Annotated in this window: 15 protein-coding genes, 4 pseudogenes and 1 riboswitch; of the genes and pseudogenes, 2 read left to right on the top strand and 17 right to left on the bottom strand. The window is 36.2% G+C overall.

All coding sequences use genetic code 11. The features are described from left to right. Positions 1 to 298: 298 nt before the first annotated feature. The 11 genes and pseudogenes from MHB65_RS15380 to MHB65_RS15430 all read right to left on the bottom strand — a co-directional run bounded on the left by MHB65_RS15380 (position 299) and on the right by MHB65_RS15430 (position 14797). Positions 299 to 2317 carry a TnsD family Tn7-like transposition protein gene (locus tag MHB65_RS15380; protein ID WP_342440941.1) on the bottom strand — a complete coding sequence of 673 codons (2019 nt, stop codon included), beginning with the start codon at positions 2315 to 2317 and terminating at the stop codon, positions 299 to 301. Between the two features lie 24 nt (positions 2318 to 2341). Further along, positions 2342 to 4034: pseudogene (locus MHB65_RS15385) on the bottom strand (ATP-binding protein). Beyond that, positions 4009 to 6165 carry a Mu transposase C-terminal domain-containing protein gene (locus MHB65_RS15390; protein WP_342440942.1) on the bottom strand — a complete coding sequence of 719 codons (2157 nt, stop codon included), beginning with the start codon at positions 6163 to 6165 and terminating at the stop codon, positions 4009 to 4011. Before MHB65_RS15390 ends, MHB65_RS15385 begins: the two are co-directional and overlap by 26 nt. Beyond that, a complete protein-coding gene (locus MHB65_RS15395) occupies positions 6162 to 7001 on the bottom strand; it encodes a TnsA endonuclease N-terminal domain-containing protein (protein ID WP_342440943.1) in 840 nt (279 codons plus the stop codon). Before MHB65_RS15395 ends, MHB65_RS15390 begins: the two co-directional genes overlap by 4 nt. 50 nt (positions 7002 to 7051) lie before the next feature. Next, a protein-coding gene (locus MHB65_RS15400; protein ID WP_342440944.1) for an IS3 family transposase occupies positions 7052 to 8625 on the bottom strand; the annotation gives its coding sequence in 2 pieces (ribosomal slippage) (positions 7052 to 7983 and positions 7983 to 8625; 1575 coding nt in all). A gap of 207 nt (positions 8626 to 8832) precedes the next feature. Next, positions 8833 to 9960: pseudogene (locus tag MHB65_RS15405) on the bottom strand (ribonucleoside-diphosphate reductase); the annotation flags it as partial. Positions 9961 to 10021: 61 nt separating this feature from the next. Next, a complete protein-coding gene (locus MHB65_RS15410) occupies positions 10022 to 10957 on the bottom strand; it encodes a restriction endonuclease (protein ID WP_342440945.1) in 936 nt (311 codons plus the stop codon). A gap of 205 nt (positions 10958 to 11162) precedes the next feature. After that, positions 11163 to 11816, bottom strand: a pseudogene (locus MHB65_RS15415) (ribonucleoside-diphosphate reductase); the annotation flags it as partial. 228 nt (positions 11817 to 12044) lie between these two features. Then, positions 12045 to 12926, bottom strand: coding sequence for a DUF559 domain-containing protein (locus MHB65_RS15420; RefSeq protein WP_342440946.1), 882 nt, complete (start codon positions 12924 to 12926; stop codon positions 12045 to 12047). A 93-nt stretch (positions 12927 to 13019) separates the two neighbouring features. Then, a pseudogene (locus MHB65_RS15425) lies at positions 13020 to 13817 on the bottom strand (ribonucleotide reductase N-terminal alpha domain-containing protein); the annotation flags it as partial. 200 nt (positions 13818 to 14017) lie between these two features. Beyond that, a complete protein-coding gene (locus tag MHB65_RS15430) occupies positions 14018 to 14797 on the bottom strand; it encodes a biotin/lipoate A/B protein ligase family protein (protein WP_342443752.1) in 780 nt (259 codons plus the stop codon). A gap of 263 nt (positions 14798 to 15060) precedes the next feature. Between MHB65_RS15430 and MHB65_RS15435 the strand changes: the two genes are divergently transcribed. Then, entirely contained in the window at positions 15061 to 15447 is a 387-nt protein-coding gene (locus MHB65_RS15435) for a rhodanese-like domain-containing protein (RefSeq protein ID WP_004231073.1), read from the top strand. A 208-nt stretch (positions 15448 to 15655) separates the two neighbouring features. On the opposite strand, the gene MHB65_RS15440 is transcribed toward MHB65_RS15435, so the two are convergent. Continuing rightward, positions 15656 to 16171 carry a hypothetical protein gene (locus MHB65_RS15440; protein WP_342440947.1) on the bottom strand — a complete coding sequence of 172 codons (516 nt, stop codon included), beginning with the start codon at positions 16169 to 16171 and terminating at the stop codon, positions 15656 to 15658. 304 nt (positions 16172 to 16475) lie between these two features. Beyond that, positions 16476 to 16552, top strand: a riboswitch (glycine riboswitch). Between the two features lie 165 nt (positions 16553 to 16717). Here MHB65_RS15440 and MHB65_RS15445 point away from each other — a divergent pair. After that, positions 16718 to 18055, top strand: a complete 1338-nt coding sequence (locus MHB65_RS15445; protein WP_342440948.1) for an amino acid permease — start codon at positions 16718 to 16720, stop codon at positions 18053 to 18055. Positions 18056 to 18088: 33 nt separating this feature from the next. Here the strand turns inward: MHB65_RS15445 and MHB65_RS15450 are convergent, their stop codons facing one another. The 5 genes from MHB65_RS15450 to MHB65_RS15470 form a co-directional block, all read right to left on the bottom strand. Next, positions 18089 to 19054: a glutaminase gene (locus MHB65_RS15450; protein ID WP_342440949.1), complete on the bottom strand. Its 966-nt coding sequence runs from the start codon at positions 19052 to 19054 to the stop codon at positions 18089 to 18091. Between the two features lie 68 nt (positions 19055 to 19122). After that, positions 19123 to 20538 (bottom strand): M20 family metallopeptidase, encoded by a 1416-nt coding sequence (locus MHB65_RS15455; protein WP_342440950.1) that lies wholly within the window; start codon positions 20536 to 20538, stop codon positions 19123 to 19125. 19 nt (positions 20539 to 20557) lie between these two features. Next, positions 20558 to 21778 (bottom strand): MFS transporter, encoded by a 1221-nt coding sequence (locus MHB65_RS15460; protein ID WP_205444297.1) that lies wholly within the window; start codon positions 21776 to 21778, stop codon positions 20558 to 20560. Between the two features lie 309 nt (positions 21779 to 22087). Then, entirely contained in the window at positions 22088 to 23389 is a 1302-nt protein-coding gene (locus MHB65_RS15465) for a hypothetical protein (RefSeq protein WP_342440951.1), read from the bottom strand. Positions 23390 to 23542: 153 nt separating this feature from the next. Next, positions 23543 to 26389 (bottom strand): hypothetical protein, encoded by a 2847-nt coding sequence (locus tag MHB65_RS15470; protein WP_342440952.1) that lies wholly within the window; start codon positions 26387 to 26389, stop codon positions 23543 to 23545. Between the last annotated feature and the right edge of the window lie 274 nt (positions 26390 to 26663).

Here is a 26663-nt window from a genome sequence, read left to right on the forward strand (position 1 = left end):
GATTATAGCTACTATCGAAAATCCTCCTTTCTACCTTTCTGTAAATATATTTTAAAATTAAACTTACTCAACACCCTAATTAAATCATAAAGCTATATCCAGAATTATCATTAACAATATTTTATATGTATTATAAAAAAATACATCGTTTTTTTATGTATTATTTTTGAATTTTTATAATTTTTTATATTAATAATAAACTTCTTGCTCGAAATATAAAAATAGCGCACCTAACAGTACGACCAAAAGCCAGCTTTCTGAAAAACGTCAGAAATCTAACCATTCGTCGTGCGTTCCATCAGGTGCGCTGATTTACATACTTTCGATTAATATAATCTTCTAATGTTGGCTTAATTATTTTAAAATCTCTAAGATTTACTGCACAAGCTTCTCTTAATTTTTCAAATCCTACTTTCTCTTCCCTTTCTATCATTTCTTCAATTTTAAGACAACATCTTCGCACTTGAAACTCTCTAATAGTCTCTGTAATTTCATTTAATAGCGCGTCTGTTTTGGGTAATTTATCCATTTCTCTTTTTGTAGATAATATAAAAATATTTAAACGTTTGCTAAATAAGCCTCTTGTAATTCTAATAGGTTTTTCCTCTTTTAATAACTGCGGGTAGATTTCTTTTACTTTATCATGATATTCGATATCCCTACTCTCCCAATCTACAAAGGAAGTTTTAGGCGTATACTTAATAACTTCTGGGAAATTCAGGTTATACCATTCCAAATCATTTTCATAAAGATACTTACAAGCCACATCATATTTTTCCCATAGAAATGATCTAGATACATCCGAATTTTTATTTATTACTTTTAAAATAATTGATCTATATTTTTTTATTTTTTCTTCATGACTGATTAATAAATTTTCTCTTTTCATTGGTAAGTTTGCTTCGAGCCACTCTCTATCATTGTGATACAGATAAATCAAAACTTTACGATGGGCAGATCTAAACTCTTTTCTTCCATATTGAGGATTTTCATCCTTCCACAAGAGCAATGTTTCCCTATAAGATTGAGTTCTTTCAGTAGATTTTTCTTTAATCAGCAATTTCTGTCTAACAGTAGACTCAGCAATTTTCAAAATCCCCGAAATTTCTTCTGAGCTTAAATTCATGTTTCGTAATTCATCAAATTTTGATTCCCATTCTTCTCCATAAGCATTAACTCGATCCCTTATCCATTTCTCACTTTCATCTTTTTCCGGACCAGTTCTAGTATAAATAAAGCCACATAAACATTTAAATTTTCCTACCAAAGCACCCGTGCTTTTTCTTTTAGCAACTTCTAAATCTGTAACAACTAATTCTTTATAATGGCTTGCTGCAACATTTAGACATGGCCAAGGGCCATTTCCAAAAGGACCAACATCTTCTTTCAACTTTATAAGAGTGTCTATATCTTGATCAAAAAAATATAGAAATAACAAATGTCTAAATGGATGAACTTCCTTACGATTTGGATCAATAGTTATAGCTTGTAACCAGTAATTAACTTGATTACCTTTAGAATATGAATTAAATTTTTCTAAAAACCCTTTAGGAAACTTTGAATTAAAAGCCTTTAAAAAATCTTTACTTCTAACATTTGTATTATTAACTATCCAATTATCTTGTCTTAGGAGTGTTCTATAGCGTTTAAATACATCATCTAATGCAATAGAACCGATAGGTATAGAAAATAACTTATAAGCCATTTGGGAAAGTTTTACTTCAATTTCTTTAAATTCATTAGAGTCAACTTCAATAGATTTCGGAACAAATATATCCAATTCCCTTTTGTCGAATCTGATATAACCATGGCGACTATATGTTTTATAGTCAATAGGATATTTCATCAAAATGTTTTCGTGATGAGGACAATAATTAATGCCAGGTAATTGATGTTCTCTATGAATATATGGCTCTCCGTACCTTTCAATATCATCTTCTACACAATCTGAGCAGAAAAACACTTCACTTTTCACTCCTATTTTACTTGAAACGATTCCCAATCTACCATGTAATCCTCTACCGTTCCCATTCATATCTTCATATGCCTTCATTTGTTTTTCTTTTGTAATAAATGGAGAAAAAAATGGAAATATTGTATTTTCTAATATTAATTTTTCCACCGAGTATTTATTCCCTAAGATTTTTACTAGGCATTCCATATTACTCCCAAATCCAATGCTTGGAAGTAAAATTCTATCACCAAATAATTCTGTGAGAGTTTCATTAAAACTTATATTTCCACTATAAAAATGATACCGTCCAATTGCAGAATACAACAATTCATTAGGATATGGATCTGTAAAAAATGGTAGCAATATTTCCCTCTCCTTTATCAACAATCAATAAAATTCATTCAAAGGACTACAGATAAATGCGTTCTTTTTTAATTCTTCATAAGGATGAATTTTATTTTTTAACGCCTTTAATCGAATATTTACTAACGACATATCACTTACATTTTTCCCCTTTACCTCTTCTTTATTAAGTCTTATTTGATTCATGTCCATAGCTTTTTGTATTGCAATTCTTTTTAATTCACTTTCAATTAAGTCAATAGGATTTTCATTTACTACATCTTCAACAATTTTTTTAATCTCTTTGATATTTAGTGCATTAAATATTCCTAATGCCGTTAATTCGATTCTTATACTTTCAATTTTGTCTTTACGCAAATATTCTATGGAATTTAAGCGGTCTCTCATTGCACTTTTGATATTTCCTTCATATTCAGCTCCTTTCTTATGATTTATCATAAGATCATCAAGATTAATCATTAAATCTTCATACTTGTACATAGCTTTAAAGTCATTCTTACGTATTGCTGTTAACATTGGTTGAATTATTTTTAAATCTTCTTTCGCAGTTTGTTTCAAAACTTTAGAAGTAATTTTTTCCTGTGAATTATCATCATCGAATAAAATACGTTCTTGGGTAAGTATAAATAAATTTACTGCTACTGCCGTAATACCTTGACATTCCTCATAAAATATCTTTTTAAGTTCATCAGTTAATTCTGTATACTCTTTTAAAACACTGTATATTCCAAAGTGTCTCCAAGAAAAACTCCCACTCTTCACTATCTTCAGCCATTCGATCCCAAAAAATTGAACCATCACTAGCTGCTCTACGTGCTTGTCTAAAATTCCCCTTAAAAAGTTGTTGGGCTTTTGATGTTCCTATCAATACGGTAGGTATCCCTACTGTGTTTGATAAAGTAACAAAAAAGTTTAACATTTCTTCATGTTCATTTTTAGAATTTGCAAGGTGCTGAATTTCATCAATTACTAAAATACCAATCCCGTATAAACTTGCCAAAGAAGTCATATACAATAGCATTGTAGATGTAATCCTATTGAAATATCCAAATTTCTCTAAATAATGTGTGCCTAACAAATCATCAATAGCTTTAAAAAAACTTTTACACAATGTTGATAAACTACCATCATAGGGACAATCTATTTTAAGCCATGTAATTTGAGTCCGGTTAAACATTTGTGCTTTATAAGATTCATGTTTTATTACTTGAGGATACATTAGTAACAATCTTTCTATTGCAGTCGTTTTTCCAATTCCAGATATTCCAATGATTGAAAGGCTGTCAGCTGTTGAACGAATATAATTTAAACGGTCATCTATATATTTATGAGCTTGTTTCTCATCTTCTCTCAATTCATGAAGTAATCGTATTCGTTGAAAAAATGTTTTATCTAAGGGATTACGAGCCAAATAACCTCTTCTAATCAAAGTTGATAATCGACGTTCAAGCTCAAAATGTAAGGGTAATGGCTGAATAAAGTTTTTTATTCGTTTCAAGACATGATAACGAATATTCGCTTCACTTTCTTTATCTTGCTGGCTAATTCTAGGAGTAAGCATAAAATGCTCTAATATATCATCTTCGGTAAAAATGGGGGGCAAGGCTTCAATAAATGGATTATTTTCATACTCAACAAGAGGTTGTGTTTTATAAACTGCTTGCTCTATTTCTCCTTTTAGAACAATCTCATCATTTGTTTTTACCATATTTCTCATCTCGCTTTTGCTTTAATTTTTCCATAAGGCTTGAAGACGATTTTTTTTCTGGTTGTTCTTCTGATTTTTTTTTAGATGTAAAATCTATAATCTCTGTGTCTTGTTCAGTTATAGAAGGTGATAAATCAAACTTCTCTTTCTCGCGATTCATTTGTTTTTCATTCGCTTTATTTTCTCTAATTGCAGCTAATTTTTCCTTTTTGCTCGTTGGTTGATGTATTGCGTTTTTCTTTTTTTGCTCTGCTGCCTTAATAATTTGATCCATCATCGTATCTGTATTAATCATAAATTGTACTTGCTTTGAACGTTCTTCTTCCTCTAACTCTTTTCTTAGTTGATGTAGAAAAATAACTTCTTCTAAAAAGTCCATTTTGTATTGCTGACTTGACTCTAACAAAATACACGATTCAAAATCAGTCCCGTTATCATTTGGGATATAAATTTTATCTACATGGCGAGGATCATAAACGATGTCAATACTTTTATTTTTCAGCTTGGCATACCATTGTTCTTCAATCGCTCGCTTTGAGCCATACGGTAAATTTTCGAATATAATGCCTGCTCTTGAAATCGTCGCTTTGCCACGTGGTAACACATTTAAACGAAAGATATTTCTATCTACTGTGCGCAGGCGACCTTTGCGATTTTGAATACCCCAGTTCCATAGATTAATAGGTGTTGGTATTACACTTTCTGCAATCATTTCTTTTTCCATTGGATATTTATCAATGATTTTATTATTATGATGTAGCACCATTGTAAGAATTAATGCTGTAAATTCTTTTAAATTAAGTGTTGCATCTAGCCTGTAATCTCTGTCCCCACGCTCTCGATATTCTTTTTGAATGGCTCCAGGGGCTTTTTGCTTTACTTTGCCATTAATTGTGCGGAATTTACGCTCTACAATACCTTTTAAATCGCCTCGGTACGCTGTTGTATTTTCAATCTTGATATTTAAATTATTAATAAGTCCTTCTACTGCATAGCCTTCAAACTCGCCTCGGTCTGCGATAATGATCTCAGGCAAATGATGTGTCGGCCATTGTTCTTCTGTAATGTCGATATCATATTCCTTACAAAATTCAACTTTATTGGCAACCATATTATCTAAAGCCATCATCGCCCCGAGCCATGAAGGACCTTCTAAGCCTACATAAATCCCTGTAACGATACGTGAATACACATCAACAATTGCATAAATGACAGGTCTACCAAAAATTAGATTCACATCAAAAGAGCTGACTAAATAAATATCTGCGATTGTCGCATCAACTTGAAAGCGTGTTCCAGGTCCGTTCGTTTCTACTTTTGAGTTACTTAAAATTGGGCGATGCTTTAATTCATATTCTTTCGCACTTTTACGGAATTCAATATCCTTCTTTGGGTCCTCTAATTTCTTGAACCAGTAATAAAACTGATGGTAAGAGGGAATACGATTTGATTCCCATATACGATATTGAACCTTTCCATTTTCTTTATAACGATCTGAGTAAAAATCTCGAAGAATAAAGTGATAGACATCTTTTAGTGAATAGTTATTTGTCTTTCGGTAGTATTTATTAATTGCATGTTCAAATTGTGTCTTAACTTCATCGGTTATATTGATGCCACTTCGATATTCACCATTTACTGTTACTCTACGTGGACGACCTACTTTATCATCTCTTAGTGTTTTCGTCTTTCCACGACCACCTGAATTTGCATAATCGGGTAACATAGCATTTTTGTTCATCCCACGTTGCCAATAGCGACTAAGTAATTTTTTGACCTTTGTTGGGGTAACATTCAATGCTTCAGCTATCTCTTTTATTTGTATTTCTCTACCGTTCTTCTTCAATAAACTGTTCATATGCTCTAGACAATATGTTTGAATGATTTCCCAATCTGCATCTCTCTTCTGAATCTGGACCTCACTCAATTCATCTTCAGCGACAGCACGTGCAAACGGATCAGCAATTATAAGGCATTCTTTTTGCTCTATATCCATTACTAACGATGAATAGAGTTCTTTTTTAGGCATAGATGTATTGGAATCAATATTGACGATATAGACATAAGATTCCTCAATTTCAATAATACGAATACGTTTTGAATCTTTTACAGATTGAAGCACTTGATTAATATAAATCATCCATAATTCACCTTCTTCAATTTGCTTTCATCAATTGACTGGATAACAATAGGTTGTTCCACATTTAATGGCTCTAGCATATCTACCCGAATAATTTTCTGCGCCAATAAGTAATAAAATAGCGTCATACCACTCCCTAATGGCATATGTGTTTCTTTATCAAATAGATTTGTCACTTCTCGAATGCTTTCACCTTTACTTAATATTCTCTGTAACAATGCCATTGCTAAATCCTCCATATGCTGAGAACTTAATTTTTGGAAGGCATCATATTGTTGAATATCGTAATAGTCATGAATATAACTAATGTTTCTAGCCATCTCTTTAGGAATCTCAAGTTCTGTCACAATACCCCAATCAATGTTGCGTCGCTCCCAATACACTCGCTCAACTTCAAACTTCTCAATAACTCGCTCTTTTAAAAGCTCGTCCTTCATTTTTATAGTCCGAGCAAGCTCTACTAACCCTTCTCCTTTATCCACTGTTAATAAAAAATCCGTTGTCATCACAACTGACTCATTCGTTTTAGGGTCTATAGGATGTTTAAGACCTAATTCATCTGCAATGACAATCGTTTCTTCCAACGGCAATAAGGGAAATTGTTCTCGAATATCAACAACAAAATCCGAATATTCAGTTAAATAAAAGTAGTTTCGTTCCAAATCTGATAAAAATTCATGCTGTCGTTTTGTTTTAATTCCTCTAAGACGGGTGGATCTTCCTAATGAGGAGACGTCCTGAATGTTTAGCCATGGCTTATAGTCTTCTCCAATACCCGAACCTCGACCTTCCTTAATCCACTTTTCAACTTTAGATGTTCTCGTTCTTTTTGACATAAAAATGAAGTGCTCCCCGTCAAGTAGACAGTGGAAATAATAAAAATACTTTATGCGGCTTGATCCCTGAATTCCAAGGGGCTCAAGCCGTTTAATTTTTCTTGATAGCGCTCTGAATTATAAAACGAAATGTATCCTACAATTGCTTTTTTAAGCGCTTCATATGTATCATATTTATTTAAATAGTATTTTTCGCATTTGAGCGTACCCCAAAAAGCCTCAATTGGTCCATTATCGATACAACGTCCCACTCTAGACATACTATGTACCATCTCGGCATCATCTATCATCCGTTTGAAAAATTTTGAAGTATATTGATAACCACGATCGCTATGAATAAGTGGATGCTCATCCTCTTTTAATTTTTGTATAGCTGGTATCATCGTTTGAAAAACAAGTTTGTTGTTATTCGAATGTCCTAATACATAACTTACAATCGAATTATCGTATAAATCAATAATGGCGCTTAAATAAGCCTTTTTGCCATTTCCATATTTAAGCTCCGTGACATCTGTACACCATTTTTGATTAGGTTGATCTGCTTTGAACTCGCGACTGAGTATGTTTTCTGCTACATAATCTAGATTCGATTTACGATATTTTTTTCGTTTTCTACGGATCACCGATTTTAATCGACACATTTTCATCAAACGATAAATACGTTTTTTATTTACCATCGGTAAATCTACTTTTTCCCGATGGCGATTGATTGTAAGTGTGATGCGTCGATATCCATAAATCCCATCTACTTGTGCATAAAGGTACTGAATTGATTCTAGAAGCTGTTCATTCTCGATTTCTCGTGCTGATGGATGACGGTTCAACCACTTATAATAAGCAGCACGTGTAACACCGGCAATTTCACATAATAAAATGATTGGCAATGCTTCCTTCGCCGCTAGTTCTTGAATGACAATATAACGGTTATGTATACGACTTTTACTTAACGTCGCCTCCTTTCGATTTCCTCTAACTTTTTTAAGAAGAGATTTTCTGCACGTAATCGTTCATTTTCGCGTTCCATACGTTGGATTTCTAAACGAAACTTGTCTTCAGTGCTTAACTCTTCTTCTAACTTTGTACGGCCACGGCGATCTTGTAAACCTAATTCCCCGGATTTTTCGAATTTTTTTACCCATTGATATACTTGTTGGTAAGAAATCGCATATTGTTCAGCTGTTACTTGATAATTCTTTTCGTTGGCAATACAAGCTTGTACTATTTCAATGCGCTCCTGTACTGTTGTTTTTCTTCCTTTAGTCATAGTTTGGCTCATTCCTTTACTCGAATCTTTTAATTCACTATGACTAGTATACTTTTTAATCCAATTTCGCAAAACGGATGTGCCAGAAAGTCTATATTTTCTAACAGTTTCTCTTAATGAATAACTTCCTGAAATATAGTCTTGAACAGCTGCTAGCTTTATTTCTTTCGGATATGTATTATGATTTTCACTTCTATTAAGACTTTCCTCACCAAAAAACAAGTAATTATTTTGCCAATCTTTGATTGTTCTAGAATCAACTTTATACAACTCGGCCACCTCATTAAGAGTGAAATGGCTATTTTCATAGAAATTTAGAATTTCTAATTTTTCTTCTTTTGAAAAGCTGTATTTTCTCATAAAAAAATCTCCCCAATAGGCAAACAGATTTTATTTTTTAATCTGTCTACTTATTGGGGAGCATATCACAACTATAATCTAAAGGGGTAAAACGGTGCAACTTTTTTACAAACAGTATAACTTTATTTTAAACGGTACATCTTTTTTATAAACGGTACGACTTTATTTCAATTCTACAATTCTACACAACTTGATTGAAAATATTATTTACAGACCGCATTTCAACTGTGCGCCACAGTTTGTACATGTATTACAGCCGCCCATTTCTTCAACCGTTCCCTTACGGCATACTGGACATGTGTTCCCTACGTCTGAGCCGATAACGGTTGTTGACTCTAACGCTTGGATTGTGTCCACTAATACAACTGGACGTTTTGTATGTTCTTCTACCAATTCTTCTTCAAATGACAATTGATCCATATCATTTTCTTCAGCTTTTAGTGTAAGTACCTGTGAATCACGGCTACCATCGACATAGACCGTACCACCTTTAGCGCCACCCTTGTAAAGTCGCTCATATACTTTTTCTACTTGCTGTACTGTATAGCCTTTTGGTGCATTTACTGTTTTAGAGATGGACGAATCAATCCATTTTTGAATAATACATTGCACATCAGCATGTGCTTCTGGTTTCAACTCCATTGCTGTGACAAACCACTCTGGAAGCTCTTGCTCATTTACTTCTGGATGACGGTTTAAATATTCTTGGACAATTTCGGCTTTTACTTCAATGAATTTGCCTAGACGACCAGAACGGTAATACGTGAAGGAGAAGTATGGCTCAAGACCTGTTGCTACCCCTACCATTGTTCCTGTTGATCCCGTTGGTGCAACTGTTAATAAATGCGAGTTACGGATACCAGTCGCTAAAATTTGCGCTTTGATGTGAGCAGGCATTTTTTGCATAAAGCCTGTCTCTGTGAAGGCTTTACGTAAACGAGCTGTTTCTTCGTTTGTAGCACCAACTAAGAATGGGAAGCTACCTCGCTCTTTCGCAAGCTCTGTAGATGCCTCATACGCAGTTTCAGCAATTGTTTTAAAGATTTCATCGACTAACGCATTACCTGCTTCAGAACCATATTCTTTTTCACAGTAAATAAGTAAATCAGCTAAGCCCATAACCCCTAAACCAACACGACGCTCGCCAAGGGCTTGTACACGGTTTTCTTCTAAGAAGTACGGTGTTGCATCAATAACGTTATCCTGCATACGAACACCAACACGAACTGTTTCACGTAATGCTTCGTAGTCAACTGATTGATTTTCTTTATTCGCAAACTGTGCTAAATTCACAGCAGCTAAGTTACAGACAGAATATGGTGCAAGTGGTTGTTCCAATAATTGTTATCCTAAAGGCTTTTTATCCTTTAGTTCTTACAGTTCAATTCCTGCAAGTTCAGCATACATTTTCATTACACACTTTTTTCATAAACCTTAGTAATTCTTTTCTTCCTCTATCTTCACCAAAGACTGCTTTTGAAATTACTCTAAAATCTTTAACACCAAATTCTTGATAAATTTGCTCAATTAATGGATTAAGTGTTGATTTTATTTTATTCAAGGGTGTTACAGTTATTATTTCAGTATGTTCGATTGCCCATTGTATGACAGTTTGTTTGATTTCTTGATGTATACTTGCTCGATTTTCAACATAAACTTGTGTGGCGATTTTTATATTCGAATTTCCAGCGCACACTTGAGTACAAAACAATTTGGATGAAGTAATAATTACTTCAAATTCGCGCCCACAACTTTTGCAAATTCTTTGCTCTCGGGGCTTCTTCTGCTTACCTTTTTGTACCAAGCCAGATTTTCTTAAACCTTCAATCATTCTAGCTTTTGCTGGACTATTGGATTCCCACAACTTCTTAGTGTGCTGACCGATTTTTCTTTTTGTTTGGTCAGTATGTTTTTGATTGAAATGTCCATTGTATTTACCATATACAGCTTTGTTTATTGTTGTATTATTCGACTCTATCCATTCTGTAATCGTTGATGTGAGTGAAAATGGAACAAGTTTATACATATCGAGCAACTCTTCATAGGAAATCAATTCGCAATCAATACCATAAGTTGTTTTAATAACATTTAGAGCCTTTAGAGCTTTCTCTTTTGCCTCGTTATCGCGAGACTTAATCTCTACAATCTTTATAAGATTGCCGGCATCGTTATAAAAGAAAAAATCAGGTTTATAAAATTTGTATCCTATATTAAATACTCTATCCTCATAGCCCCAAGAAATACAATGATAATCTAGAAATTTGGCGTATGCATACTCATAAGAGCTTCTTAAATAATGTGATTTATAAAAGCCTGCATAACCTCTATTCATTTCTATCACAGCCTTTCTTACATTAGGCAATTTTGAATTTTAATGAATGTGTAATGTTGCGGTCTCGTGCCCGGATTATAGTCTACAAAGTAGGATCACCGGGTATGCGTTGCCCCTGACTAAAGCTTTACCATTAGCCTTCGGTTCGGATTAGCATCTCAGCCTTCCCGCTTTATCCCGCAATTTTTAACGTGAGGCGAAGTCCACCACACGGGTTAGTCGCTACAACACTTTGACCATATGCCTTTGCATTTGTCATGTCATTCGCGTTGTCAATGAAGAAAATACCTGGCTCTGCCGAGTATGTTGCACATACATTAATTAAATTCCATAACTCTTTTGCTTTAATTGTACGGTATGTGCGGACTTTATAGCCCATTTTCTCCCATTCACGAACGTCACCAACTTCATGCCATTTCGTGTTATAAACGCTCATTTCTTCCTTTGTATATTCTTCAACGGCTGGGAAACGAAGCTCGAAGTCAGCGTCTTTTTCAACTGCTTCCATAAATTCTTTTGTTAATGTCACAGAAATGTTGGCACCTGTTAAAAACTCTGGGTTATGAACTGTGTATGTGCCACCATCACGTAATTTATTTTCAGCATCACGAATGATCGCTGTATCGAATCCACCTAAGCCTTCAATGTTTTTGTAGTTCACGATGCCTTGATACATCGCTTCTTCTTGCATAGAAAGTGGCTTGAAGTTTAATTTTTCTTTGGCTAGACGGATGATTGTTTCATCCGTTGTATTTTCGATCAGGTAACGCAGAATACGTGGATTTTGCATTTTGGAAATAATAAACTCCACAATATCTGGATGCCAATCTGCTAGCATAATCATTTGTGCCGATTTCTTACGCGGGTTCGCTACACCCACTCTCTATGTCACCATAGAAGTTGAGACCATATCTTACATCCAATTAGATGCCCTCGCACTTCGGAGTGGCTTCACTCCTACTCTACTCACTTCCGCTAACTTAGCGTGTTTTCGATGGTCGTTGAACCTTCCCCTTTAAAAGGAGCTTGGCTGCTGATTGTCTTTATCCCACTACTATTTTCAAGCATTCACGTTTACCGTTTCCGATTACGTTGTAGCTAGCAGTGCATTTAAAATGCGTTTTTTAACATTTTCAAAATCATTTTTTATCTCATCTTCCCAAAAACGGAGTAAAGTGTAACCATTAGCTGCTGCAATTTGATTTTTTTCGAGATCCCTAGCTTTTATTCTCTTTTGTACTTCATAAAAAGAGGAATAAAATTTTGGATTCCCATGCCAAAAATCACCATCACATTCAATTAGAATATTTGTCCCAACTAGTAAGAAATCAAATTGTGCACCTTCAAATATAAAGGAATATTTGTAGGTGATTGATTGTTCAACTAAGAAATTCTCTAAAGCTTTTTCAATACTAGTTTTTCTAAACGTTTCCCTCTCTATTTGCTTTAATGCAGCTTGTCGAATCTTTTCAATGGTTTCTTTACTATAAACCCCTGTCTTACCGCTATTCCATGAAGGCGTTCCATTTATTTTTCTAGTTTTAGCTGTTTTTGAAATGATATTATTAAAATGAACCTTTTTTTGTTCATTTGGCATGTCATTATGCCACTTACCTGTATTTTGGGATCGAAGTCTACTCGCACACTCTTTACTACAAGTTTTAGTCTGCCGATGTTTTTCATCGAATAGTTTCCCACAAATTACACAAGTTAAAGGCTCACCTTTTCCTCGACAGCTTCTACTACAAAATTGATTAGGAATACCTCGCCTCAGTTTAACCTTTTTATTACATAAACTATATTGACAGATCACCATTTCTATTGGATAAAAATAAGATATTAAATAATTATCTAATGTTAAATTATGCTCATTTTTCAAATGAGACGTAAACCATCCTTGTTTATTATGATTTATTGTAAAATCACATATTAAACAAGTTTGTGGTTGTATCGCATCATAAACATCCATATTTCCCACCTCGATTAAAGTGACAATATTTCCGTTAAAGAGTTTCCAGCAATTCACGAGGTTTGTTTACGCAGAAGCACTTAGATTATGCTTACCTCTGCGGCTACCACCTTGTTCGACAAGATGAGTCAGCTTCGCAATATCATCTAACCATGAGACAGAGCCAGATGATTTACCATTTACACCACGTGCTAACGTGTTGCGTGGACGTAATGTTGAACCATTTGTTCCTACACCACCACCACGACTCATAATTTCCATTACTTGCTTACGGTGATCACTAATCCCTTCACGAGAGTCAGCTACAAATGGCATCACGTAACAGTTAAAGAAAGTTACATCTGTTTCAGATCCAGCTCCATAAATCACTCGTCCTGCAGGAATGAATTTTAAAGATACTAATTGCTTATAAAATTTCTCAAACCATTCTTGGCGTTTTTCGGGTGTTTTTTCAACAGCAGCAAGGCCTGTTGCATTTCGTTTTGCGATTTGTTCATAAAAAATCTCAAGAGGCTTTTCTAGCACGTCAATTGAACGCGTAATCACTCCCGTTTCTTGCTCTTGCGGATCGTCTAATGCGCTACGATAATCTTCCTCAATCAAAATATCTGCTGTTTTTGTAGACATGTCCAGCTTTTGAATTGTCCCTAAGCCACGTGCAGGAAATTTTGGGTCAGCTTTTACCGTTAATACAACAAAGTCGCCGGCTTTCAATGTTTTCTTTTCTGTGTCTTTAAACGAATAGCGATCGATCATGACGAGTCTTGATACACCTTTGTGTGTAATATGCATATCAGACGTTACGGGGTGTACCTGTGGGAATTGTTCGATATCTTTGTTTAACTGTTCAAATTGATTGTTTACTTCGGGTTGATGATTTGTGAGTACCATCGTTTTGCCTCCCTTGTTTTCTTCATTACAAAATAAATACACAATATCTCGTGTCGTTAAACACTACATATTGTGTATATGTCTTTAAAAAAGATACTATATATAGTTTTTTAATTCAACTCTTGCTTTTTTTAATAGATTCCGAACTACTTGTTATGACTAGGGTTAAACATTAAAAAATATTTTTTCCATACCATTTTTTACTTTTTAAAGTTCCACTCATCAGAAGCATATTTTTTTTCTTCTAAAGCTCGGACATATTCAAATTGCTCCTCAGAAAGTGTAAATGGTTTTAATTCAATTTGCAACGATTTTGCAAAGCCGTCTCGAAAAGCTGTCACACACTGCTCAACTGTCACAGGCTCTTTTACAAGACTATTAATGGCAACAGCCTTTTCTGGTAGCTTTCTGCGCATACGATTCTTCGATTCTTCACTTGAGAAATTAAATACGGATAATAATTTCTCCTGGTCCAAATCTAATAAAATGGCGCCATGCTGTAAAATAACACCCTTTTGACGTGTTTGGGCACTACCCGCTATTTTTTTTCCTTCCACGACAAGTTCATACCAACTTGGTGCATCAAAGCAAACAGCACTCTTCGGACTCTTCAAGTCAGCTCTTTTCTCCTCTGTATCAGGTACACTAAAATAGGCATCCATACCTAGGTTATGGAAACCTTGCAAGATTCCCTCACTTAACACACGATAGGCCTCTGTCACAGACTCTGGCATATTCGGATAGCTTTCCGTCACAATAACGCTATAAGTTAACTCATGTTCATGCAGGACAGCTCGTCCACCAGTAGGACGTCGTACAAAACCTAAGCCTTGTTCCCGTACAGCATCTAAATTAATATCTCTTTTGGCTTGTTGAAAATAACCAATCGACAATGTTGCAGGTTCCCACTCATAGAAACGAATCACCGGTGGAATTAACCCCTCACTATGCCAATCAAGTAATGCTTCATCTAGTGCCATGTTAAAAGAAGGACTACATTTCCCTGAATTTAAAAAATACCAAGTTGTCATATGTTCATCTCCTACAAATATAAAATGATCCATCAGGCCCCACCTGTGGTTCAACTTTAACGAATAATATTCTACAGTTCAAGTTGCGAACGATTGCTTGTGTAACGAGATAGACGAATTCGCCACAACCTAGTTAATTTTATCAAACTCATTGGACTATCGCTAGCGCATCTTTTATAATAATAGGGAAGATAGAAAGGGGTAAGAAAATCTTGGACATACTTATCACAATCGGTGTCGTTTTAGTAGTCACAATTGCATATATCGGTATTAATGCACTACGACTCAAAAAAGCCGTAACCAACCTAACGCAAGAGCAATTCATAGAAGGCTATCGTAAAGCCCAGCTGATCGATGTTCGTGAGCAAAAAGAATTTGATGCTGGTCACATTCTTGGTGCACGAAACGTTCCTTCGACAACACTACGTCAACGTTATAAAGAAATCCGCCCAGATTTACCAGTATATCTATACTGTCAAAATACAGGCCGTAGCTCACGTGCTGCATTATTTCTTAAAAAACGTGGGTACAACCAAATTTACCAACTTCAAGGTGGTTTCAAAACTTGGACAGGTAAAATAAAAGCAAAAAAATATTAATGCTCTCATGTAAAGAAGTCGTCTCAAAGAACTATGAGACGGCTTCTTTTTTAAAAAATTCAGAGTTTCTACTATATTATATCTATTGCAAATGATGATGTGCCAGCTTCGTGTATACTAAGTCCCTAATCATACATTGGACAGAAAAAGATAAAGTAACAAGAAGCAATTTAATTCACTTTTTGATACCAAGTCTTTGAGCGGATTTTCACATAAGTATGAGCGCTTTGGCACCTTTTTTGAGCGGGGTCCTTATAAGTATGAGCACCTTGATACTCTTTTGGAGCGGCTTCCTCATAAGGAGGAGCGCTTTGATACTCTTTTGGAGCGGCTTCCTCATATGTTTGAGCGCTTTCACACCTTTTTGGAGTAGCTTTCTCATATGTTTGAGCGCTTTGATACTCTTTGAAAGCGGGTTTCTTATAAAGATGAGCACTTTGATACTCTTTTGAAGCTGTTTCCTCATAAGTATGAGCACTTTCACACCTTTTTGGAGCAGCTTTCTCATATGTATGAGCGCTTCGACACACTTTTGGGTCGGCTTCCTCATAAGGATGAGCGCTTCGACACACTTTTGGGTCGGCTTCCTCATAAGGATGAGCGCTTCGACACACTTTTGGAGCGGCTTCCTCATAAGGAGGAGCGCTTGGACACTTACTATGAGCGATCTTCCAATAAGTATGAGCACTTCGCTTCTCTCCAGAGCATACCTAATAAAATTCATCACTTTCTACTCCATTTAAAGTAGTCCCCTCAGAATATTGCTCATTATCACTATATTAGCTTCCATAGAATCAGCCTCTACACCTCACATTTTAAACACCCCATCATCAAACACTTTGTATGACCAAAAATCCTATTTTTCGTTAGAGATATACCAGTTACGAACCCTATTCTTCTATTTTTCTGAAAATAGTCAAAATTTATTGTTGAATAATTTTGGAAGCACTGATAGGATGTATAGTATCTTACAATAATATTTGATTATGAAATTAATAAGCTATGAATGCTATGGATCAAACTATAGCAGGAGCAGTTCTGGAGAGAGCGCACATTGCGTCGCCGAAGGGTTCACTATCTCAGGCAAAAGGACAGAGGAGTAATAGCAGCTTTTATAAGCGATGCTACATGTAATATTCAACCTATTTCATGTAGACATCTGCAAGTAAATGGTATTTGTTATTCTGACGTTTTTCCGAGACTAGTGTCACAACTAGTCTCTTTTTATTTTTCCAGTCATAGTTTTTTATGCATCTTGAGGGGGATTAACGTGGAACAGCAACAATTAAAACGTGATTTAAAAAATCGCCATGTGCAGCTTATTGCCATTGGTGGAACAATTGGGACTGGTTTATTTTTAGGTTCTGGGAAAGCCATTGCCTTAGCAGGACCTTCGATCATCCTAGCCTACTTAATTGTAGGTACTGCGCTATTTTTTGTGATGCGTGCCTTAGGTGAATTGTTACTATCCAATGCAGGCTATTCATCATTTACGGATTTTGCATCCGAATACATAGGGCCTTGGGCGGGTTATGTGACAGGCTGGACATATTGGTTCTGTTGGATAATGACGGCGATGGCAGACATTATTGCAGTGGGGGTTTATACACAATATTGGTTTGATATCCCACAATGGGTGCCCGCTATTGGTTGTCTCGTATTGTTGTTACTACTCAATCTATTAACGGTTAAGCTTTTTGGTGAGTTAGAGTTTTGGTTCGCTATTATTAAAGTTATTACGATTGTGGCACTTATCATCATTGGTCTTATTATGTTAGGGACAGGCTTTCAAACTAGCTCGGGAACAGTATCAGTTGAAAATCTGTGGGCACATGGGGGTATGTTCCCAAATGGTATATATGGCTTTTTAATGGCCTTCCAAATGGTTGTCTTTGCATTTGTTGGTGTGGAATTAGTGGGAGTTTCAGCAGCTGAGACAGCAGATCCTCAAAAAAATATTCCATCCGCCATTAATAAAATTCCATTTCGTATTTTGCTCTTTTATGTAGGAGCATTATTTGTCATTCTATGTATTAACCCATGGTATGAAATGTCTGCCTCAAGCAGTCCATTTGTCCAAGTATTTACATTAGCTGGTATCCCGATTGCTGCTGGTATTATAAACTTTGTTGTCCTTACTTCAGCCGCTTCAGCAGGTAACAGTGGTTTATTTTCCACAAGTCGGATGCTCTATACTCTTGGCAACAACAAACAGGCATCTCCAGCATTTGCAAAGCTCAACAGAAATAGTGTGCCAAGTAATGCACTCGTTATATCTGCTATTGTTGTATCAGTTGGCGCTCTATTAAGTAAGTTGATGCCAGAGAATGCCTTTAGTATTGTGACGACGATTAGTGCAATTTGTTTTATATGGGTGTGGAGCATTATCATCATATCGCACATCATCTACAAACGAAAAAAACGTGCCTTACATGAAGCTTCAACCTTTAAAGCACCGCTGACACCTTTTATCAACTATGTCGTGCTTGCGTTCTTTGCCTTTCTATTAATTGTGATGTTTATTTCTGAGGCTACGCGTACAGCACTGCTGTTAACACCGATTTGGTTTATCGCTTTATTTATTATTTACAAAATGAAAAAAAGATGACTTCAGACAAAGCGCTGAAATCATCTTCACTTATTAAAATATTGTCATATCCCATTCTGTTGCTAGATGTTTCAGCAACTGTACACCTGCCACACTGTTTCCTATTGGATCAATCGCTGGTCCGTAAATTCCGATACCACAGCCAGTAGGAAACGGGGAGTTCAGGCTTGCATGTCCTGGGACAGCCGCAAGAATCGCACCTGATACGCCACTTTTGGCAGGGAGGCCAATGAATGCCGCAAACTTCCCTGAGGCATTGTACATACCGCATGTCACCATCAAAGCCTTCGCTAATTTCGCCACTTGTTTAGGGAATAGCTGTTTCTTTAACAATGGGTGATAGCCATCATTGGCAATAACTAAACCAATCATAGCTAAATCTGATACATTGACTTCAATTGCACATTGCTTCAAATAAACCTCAAGGGCCGCATCTACTGAACAATCTAGAAAGCCAGAATCCATTAAGTAGTAGGCCAATGCTCGATTACGATTAGCCGTTTGCCACTCTGACTCAAACACTTCTTCATTGATACTTAATTGCTTGCCGATGATTTGCTCTAAAAATTGTAGAATCTTTGTGACCTTCTCTTGTGGAGAATGACCAGCCAACATGGAGGACACCGTAATAGCCCCAGCATTAATCATCGGGTTAAAGGGTTTACCTGGCTGATGGCTTTCTAAGCGAATAATTGAGTTAAAGGTATCTCCTGTTGGTTCAACATCTACTCTTTCTAAAACATATGGCAAGCCTCGATCCATACAGGCTAATATAAATGTGATGACCTTGGAAACGCTTTGAAGGGTAAATAGTTCTTCGGTATCTCCTGCTTTGATTTCGTGGCCTTCAGTTCCAATAATCGCCACAGCTAACTGGTTGGGATCTTTTTGGGCTAAAGCAGGGATATAACTAGCACATTGCCCTTCGTTGGCAGCTGCACGATACTGTGATACCCACTGTGCTACAAGATGATGCTGATGATTGGGTTGTGTTGACATGTCACGTTCTCCTTTCAAATGAGGCAAAAACAGAGCCTTCATAGTTCTCCTATGAAGACTCTATCCTGTTAGCGCTTAGGTGGCTGTGTGCCCTCTGGAATTAATGATTGATATGTTTCTCCATCAAGACGTTCTTGCCATTCCTTTTTCGCTTCTTCAATGTATACGGGATTTTCCAGCAACGCTAAAGCTGTACAAGCCATAATTTTAGCAGCCTGTAGCATACCTTTATGTGCAATTGGCATAACTCCCTGAGACACCACCTGCCATGTGTGCAACGGTGTCCCTAATGCCATACATACCGTTGTACACTGCACAGTTGGTACGTTCCAGCTGACATCTCCAACATCGGTAGAGCCACCCATAATAAATTCAGGTAGCATGCCTGGAACATGATCAGCAATCACTTTTCCTTGTAATTGCTTGGCATCTTCTTTACGCAAGCCTACTAATGAAGCAGCCTGTACTTCTGGCGTAAATGTATTGAAAATAGCCTGCGCGTACTGTTCATCCTCTATTGTATAGTCTGGCATGCCAATTTCAAGTATTTGTTGATACATTACATCATAAAGCGTTTTATTTGTAATCAAATCCGAAGCAGCTCCTTCAAACTCAATGTCCACTGACGTCCCTGTCATCATTGTGGCACCCTTTGCAATATGTTCTACGCGCTGATAAATTTCCTGCACTTGCTGCTTTTTAGGTGCTCTAACAAGATACGTTACCTCTGCATATGGTTGAACTACATTTGGCGAAGTTCCACCTGAATTCGTAATGGCATAATGCACACGCGCTTCAGGAATGATGTGTTCTCGTAAGTAGTTTACCCCAACATTCATAAGCTCAACAGCATCTAAAGCACTTCGCCCAAGATGTGGTGCAGCCGCCGCATGCGCACTTTTGCCCGTAAACTTAAAGGTTGCGGCATAGTTTGCTAGAGAACTACACGTCATCACGGTCGAAAAAGTACCTGGATGCCAAGAAATCGCGATGTCAACATCATCGAAAAGACCAGCTTTTGCCATATAAGCTTTACCAGATCCATTCTCCTCTGCAGGGCAACCGTAAAAACGGATTGTTGCTGATTGATGATTTTGCGCTAAATAATCCTTCACAGCTACAGCAGCTGCGAATGCGCCTGTACCTAATAAGTTATGACCACAACCATGTCCGCTTCCACCCTCCACAAGAGGTTCATGTTGTGTTGCCCCACCTTTTTGACTCAAGCCGGGAAGCGCATCATATTCACCTAGAAAGGCAATGACAGGCTTTCCAGAACCATAAGTTCCAACAAGCGCCGTTTCAAGACCAGCAACACCAACGTCTGTTTGAAAGCCCTCTTTTTCTAGTGCCTCTTTCATATATTGCATCGATTTTTTTTCTTGAAAATGAAGCTCAGGCACAGCCCAAATTGCATCGCTTAATGCTACCGTAGCTTGCTGTTTTGCTTCAATTAATGCCGAAATTTTTTCATGATAACTCATTTTCATTCCTCCACTTTCATTATGCTTTTAACAGTGTTCCTTTTTGGTCGTTTAGCGTGACAAGCGACACGATACAGATAAGCGCAAAGCCAATTAACATCCAAAAGGCTGCATCAAAGGAGCCATTAAAGGCATCAACCATAAAGCCAATCGCCATTGGTGTGACAAACCCAGCTAATTGCCCCCCTGTATTGGCAATCCCCATTGCAGAACCTGTGATAGAAGAAGGTAATTTCTTCAGTACAATAACAGGTAGTAATGTAATGACAAATGCAATAAAGATTGACACGACCGTTTGGTAGCCAATAAATAACGTTACTGTTTCGGCAGTAAACATTAAATACAATAAAAGACCAATAACTGCGCAGGAGATAGAGCCTAACACTTTATCCATCCCTTTTGGTAACTTATCAATGATATATCCGCTACCATATACACCTATAATCGTTGTAATGGCAGGTATTGTTTGTGCCCAACCAATGGACATTAAATCCAAGCCTCGATTTTTTTGAAGATATGTTGGAATCCAAGAAACTAATCCCCAGTTCACTGCATAAATACAAAAATAAGCAATAATTAAATTCCACATTAGTGGTGTTTTCAATAACTCTTTAAAATTCACTTTATTCGCAGGATTTTCTGTTTCAGCTGTAGCTGTTTCGTCTTGCGGAAGTTTAATATATTTCCAATATAAAAAGGCAACTATTGCGCCAATGGCCCCAATGATAATAAACATCATGCGCCAGCCAATCGTTCCTAATAAATAGGCGGCTAGCAGCGGCACGATGAGTGAGACAATCCCACCAGAAGTAAGCATGATGGACATTGCTCTGCCTCTTTCTTCTTTCGGGAAGATCGTAGCTATAATCTTAGAGCTTGATGGCTGAAATCCCCCTTCGCCAATGCCAAATAAAAAGCGAATCACAATCATCGCTGTTAAAGACCAAGCAATCGCCGTTAGGCCCGTGAAAATAGACCACATAATAACCGCCATCAATAAAACTCGTTTTGCACCAAATTTATCCGCAAGCCAGCCACCCGGTATTTGCATAATGGCATAGCCTAAAAAGAAAGCGCTTAAAATAATACCCGTAGAAGATGCATCCAATTGCAAATCCCCTGTAATCGAAACGACTGCATAGTTCATAATGTAGCGATCCAAATTCCCTAAGGACCAGCCTAAAAATAATAGTGCAAGGATGACATTTCTAGATTTTTTCGTTACTTCATTTGTTGTCATTCATATCCCTCCCATATATAGACATCTTCTCTTTATTGCCCTGACGGTTCTTGATTATCATTGCCCCCTGTCAATAAATCCCCTCTTATATACCGACAATTTCGCTATATATTCGTATAATAATCAAAGTTCAATGAAAAAACAATATTTTTTTGAAAATTTCTAATAGATAATCGTCTTCGCATCCCCTTATTATTTACCTAAAAAGTCGCTGAATTCGTTGATTCATCTGTATTAAGAGCTTCTTCTAAAAAAAGCACAAAAAAATGTCCCACACCATTTATTAGCATGGGACATTATTATAAATTTTTAGACAAGTTGATACATTTTTATAGGTCTACCTCGAGTATGCTGCAATTCTTCTCCACAAATTCTCGCTAAATCGACATTACATAAATCTGCCACGATTCGTTGGGCATTTCTTTCGCTCATTTGCAACTGTGTCGCTAAATCCTTTGTCGTAAAATGCTTCCAGCGCATTTTCTGTACGAGTGCATGTATTTTCATATAGGTTTTAATACTAATATTCCCTTTTTTTAGTTTTTCTAAAATATAAGGGTCTTCTGCTCGGTAGGAATAAGATAGCTCTTCTACATTTCCTACCGATTCAATAATGGTGCCATCATCCTGTATCATCACGATATCAATAGCTTCATTTTCCTTTGTCTGTCTTAGTCCTCGGTGAGCATGTAACTCGGCATTGAACACTGTTTGAGCAAAACCAATACCTGCTGTCACCTTTGCCTCCATTTCAATCGATAACTGATACATTTTTTCTTGTAAAAAACGTATTTGCCCTTCAATGGCTCCTCTTGTACTAAAGATCGTATATTTACCGTTCCCCTCTTCAATAAGAGAACCATCAATCTGTTCACAAAGCTGTAGTAGATTTTCCTTCGTACGCAACTCTAAATATTGAATACGATAGCCTTGCTTCATGCGCTCTTTTAATGAATCGAAGTCCTTTATTTCAAGCATGACCGCACCAATTTGCGTTTCTTTATAATAGGACGTTTTGATCTTTTCTGTAAAAAGCTGAACCGTATGATAAATTTCTGTTTTTGTCGGAGAAACCCAATAAGACGGAACACCACGTTTCTTCAGCTCTTCATCAACAGAAGGATAACAAGTAATCGCAAAATCAATCTTTTTCGCCTGCCAAAGACTATAGTGGAAATCAAATAACTCTTGTGGATCAATAGCCACATCAAATTCCTTTAGATACATGTGATGAACATTATTCTGAATCTCCGCAAGACTTTCTGAAGCCATTTCAGAAGGCGAGGGGATAATGTCAATACTGACATTTTCAATAAACTTTTTTTGTTGATAGGACTGCTCTAAAAAACCTCGATAAATGGCCGCTTCCGAAAAAATAATATGGGTCAATTTATCTTTGGAAACATTCGTTTGACTGGCAATTTTATAGGGAATGTAGCCAGAAAATAGCCAGAAATCTACAGCCTGATTATGTGTCTCCACAAGATGCTTTGTTTCTGTCGCCACTTTATATATATACGGAATAAATTCCATATCCTGTTCGATTTCTCGCGCTAATCCAATGATTCTTTCAACGGATTGAATGGGACCAACAACACCTATTTTATACATCTTTTGTTCCTACCTTCTTTGTGAAACTACCATCTTTATGTAAACTATTTCTTCCTTTGTTGTACCTAGTATAGCGGACAATCAAATTACTAGACAAATCTTATGTATAAAGAAAAGCCTCGAAAACTGTTCGAGGCCATCTAGAAGTAACTATTATTGCTCAGTTGGATACATTTTTGTATAAAGTAATTCTAATCTTTTAGAAAGCTTACCATAGGCAGTTTTCCATGCTTTGCGCGCTGTTTCATCGCCCCCTGCTGGTTCGTATTTAGTATGCACCTCGTCAACCTTTTTCAAATCACCCTCTGCTTGTGTGAGCTTCGAATAATTTTTAACAACCTTCTTATCAGCATCACTCAATGCATCATAGGCTTTACGGATATCACTTACTTTCTCCTGCAAACCATCAATATATTCACCTTTTTCAAGAAGTAAATTGATCGATTCAATTAGCGACAACGCATTTTCATTCGTTTGCTGTTGTCCTTTTTGCTGATCAATAATCAATTGTCGAGTCCCTGCATCAATCAGGCTCACTTGTTTAGATGTAAGCTTTTCAAATGCCTTGATAACGGTGCTTGGATTAGTCGCAAAGGATTTCTCATAGGTCTTCATAAAGCTTTCCACTTTTTTCACATCTGCAAGCGCTGTTTTTAAAATATCATAATTCGTAATCAACTTTTTATCACTTGAACTAAGACTACTATACTGCGTAGAAAGATTTTTAATTGTTTCAATCGTTACGACATAGAGATTATTGGCAACGATTGTAGCAATGTCATTATTTAGCTGTGTGAGCTTCGATGCATTTTCATCGATATTTTGATTTTTTAATAAAGCTTCATATTGTTCTTTTGCTAAATGCTGCTGATTCGCTGGTAATTTTGCATAAGCTTTTTGCACTGTTTCAATTTTTTTAGCTTTTTTCGCAGCATCTGTTTCTTCTCTAGCAGTCTGTATTTTTTTATAGAATGATTTCACACCCGTAATATCCTTCTTTGCCGCCGTTAATAAATAATAATTTGTCACATATTTTCTTGCAGCTGAAGACAATTTTTTATAGGATTCGGTAGCTGTATCAACAGCCGTTTCTAATTGATTGAATGAATATTTCGTCACATCCGCAAATTTGGCGATATCTGTCTTTAACGCCTCTGCTGCTGCTTTATCAGCAGGCACTTTACCATTGCCATCAACAGAAATCTTTGGCGTGTTTAGTAAAAAATCTTCAGCATTATATACAAGTGACTGCTGTAAATTCGTAAGATTATTATAAGCTTTTAAAGTACTTGTATAGCTTGAATTAAGTTTACTTTCCGTAACACCAGTGGTTGCAGATAACTTTTGATACGCATCCATATCTTTATTTACTTTTTCGGCTGCTTTTAAATCTTTCTGTAAGGTAACAAGACTATCATAGCCAATAATTTGTGCTGCTGAGGCTTTCGTTAAGCTCTTGTATTCTTTGATCATTTGATTGACATTATTGACATGACTTTGCCATGAACCAGCAGACGGATCGAACGGATAGACATCATCACCAATATAGCTATCTATATCATGATTTAGTTTTGTAATTTGGCTTTCTTCAGCACGTTCTGCTGTAGTCAAACGTTGCACATACGCATCTGGCACTAATTTTAATTGTTTATACGTTAATTTTTCATAGGCTGTTCGAATGGATTTAGCCGTCGTCACTTGTTTACTCGGTGTAATATTTGTAGCTAATTTATCAAATGATTTAATAAATTGCTCGACCTTTTTAATATCCGATTTAGCCTCAGTCAAAATGGCTTGGTTTTGAACAGCAGCTCGGTAGCTTTGTGATAGTTTCTCAATATCTGCTTCAAGCGTCTTCACAATCTCCTGTAAGGAATCAACATCAGCAGCTACATATTTCACAAGTGAATTCTCATAAGTTAGTATATTAATAATGGCTTGATTGAGACTTCTCACTGCTTTTATCTCTTCAAGATCATTTGGCTCATTTAATAGATTTTTAATGCTCTTATATAAGGTCTCATTTACATCTAAGCTACGCTGTAACAGATCTAGTTTATTATAAGCCTCTTCTATTTCCTTAATTTCTTTTTCATTACTAGTCTCTATTTTGCTCCATTTTTCATTTAACTTATTTATTAATTCAACATCAGCAAGCGCTCGCTTTAAAACATCGTAATTGGACACATTCCCTTTAGCTGCTGCTGATAAAGATTGATAGTTTTTTTCTAGTTCCGCAACTTTAGCACTGAATGCTTCTAAGCTTGATACATTGTATTTATTGTCATTGACCAGTAAAGCTTCAATTTCGGTAGTTAAAGTATCAGTAGATTCTTTTGATACTGTAATGGTATCCGATAGTTTAGATTCTGCAAAAGAAAGACCCACTTTTGCTTTGACTGTAACAGCAATATTCTTAATATCCTTTTCAATAGCATCCTTTGGGATCGTATAGGTACTACCTGTAGCTCCCTCTATGATAGTAAAGGAGTTATCACCCAGTTTATAAAACCATTGATAACTATATGTAATTTGACCACTTTGCAATTCTGCACCATTCTTATCAGTGACAGTAATACCAGCAACTTTCACTGTTTCCCCAGGTGCTGCAAAACCAGAAGATTGACCTTCTAACGTTGGAATGGTGATTTCAAGATCTAATGGCTGAATTTTGCGTGGTTCACTTTGAAATTTTTTATTTTCTGTCGTAGTTGCTTCCACAAAAATGGTTTTTCCAGCTGCTTCGATGGGCACTTTTAAGGAGATGGACGTAGCACCAGGAATCGGCTTATTTGTTGAACCCTCTTCACCAGTAATTTCCTCTAGGTAATACCATTGATAAGCATTGACGATAGCTTCATTTGGTAATTTATCCACTTTCAATGTTTCATTGACAATATTTTTCCCACTGACTGAAACTAGTTCAGTTGCACCTGCTACAGTTGGAACAATAAGTGCTACAGGAATAGCTGCTGCTGTTAAAAATAATTTTTTATTCAAATCTATTGACCTCCTCAATCCTTCTAATGAATTATATCGGTCATATGTCCATAATTTCCTTGATTCTACGGTAAGTATTGTAAAAAGTGTATTTTCTCCTGATTCTCATTTTGCAAAATAATATTTTTTTGATATCATTTTATTATTTTTGATTTATTAATGCATTTAAATAAACACAACTTCAAACAAAAGCCTTCTAACCTGCATTCGTAGCATCTACGATGAGATTAAAAGGTGTTAAAAAAATGTATGCACTTATGCTTCCGCTTCATCT

The sequence above is a fragment of the Lysinibacillus sp. FSL K6-0075 genome (assembly GCF_038592945.1).
Classification (GTDB): Bacteria; Bacillota; Bacilli; order Bacillales_A; family Planococcaceae; genus Lysinibacillus; species Lysinibacillus fusiformis_F.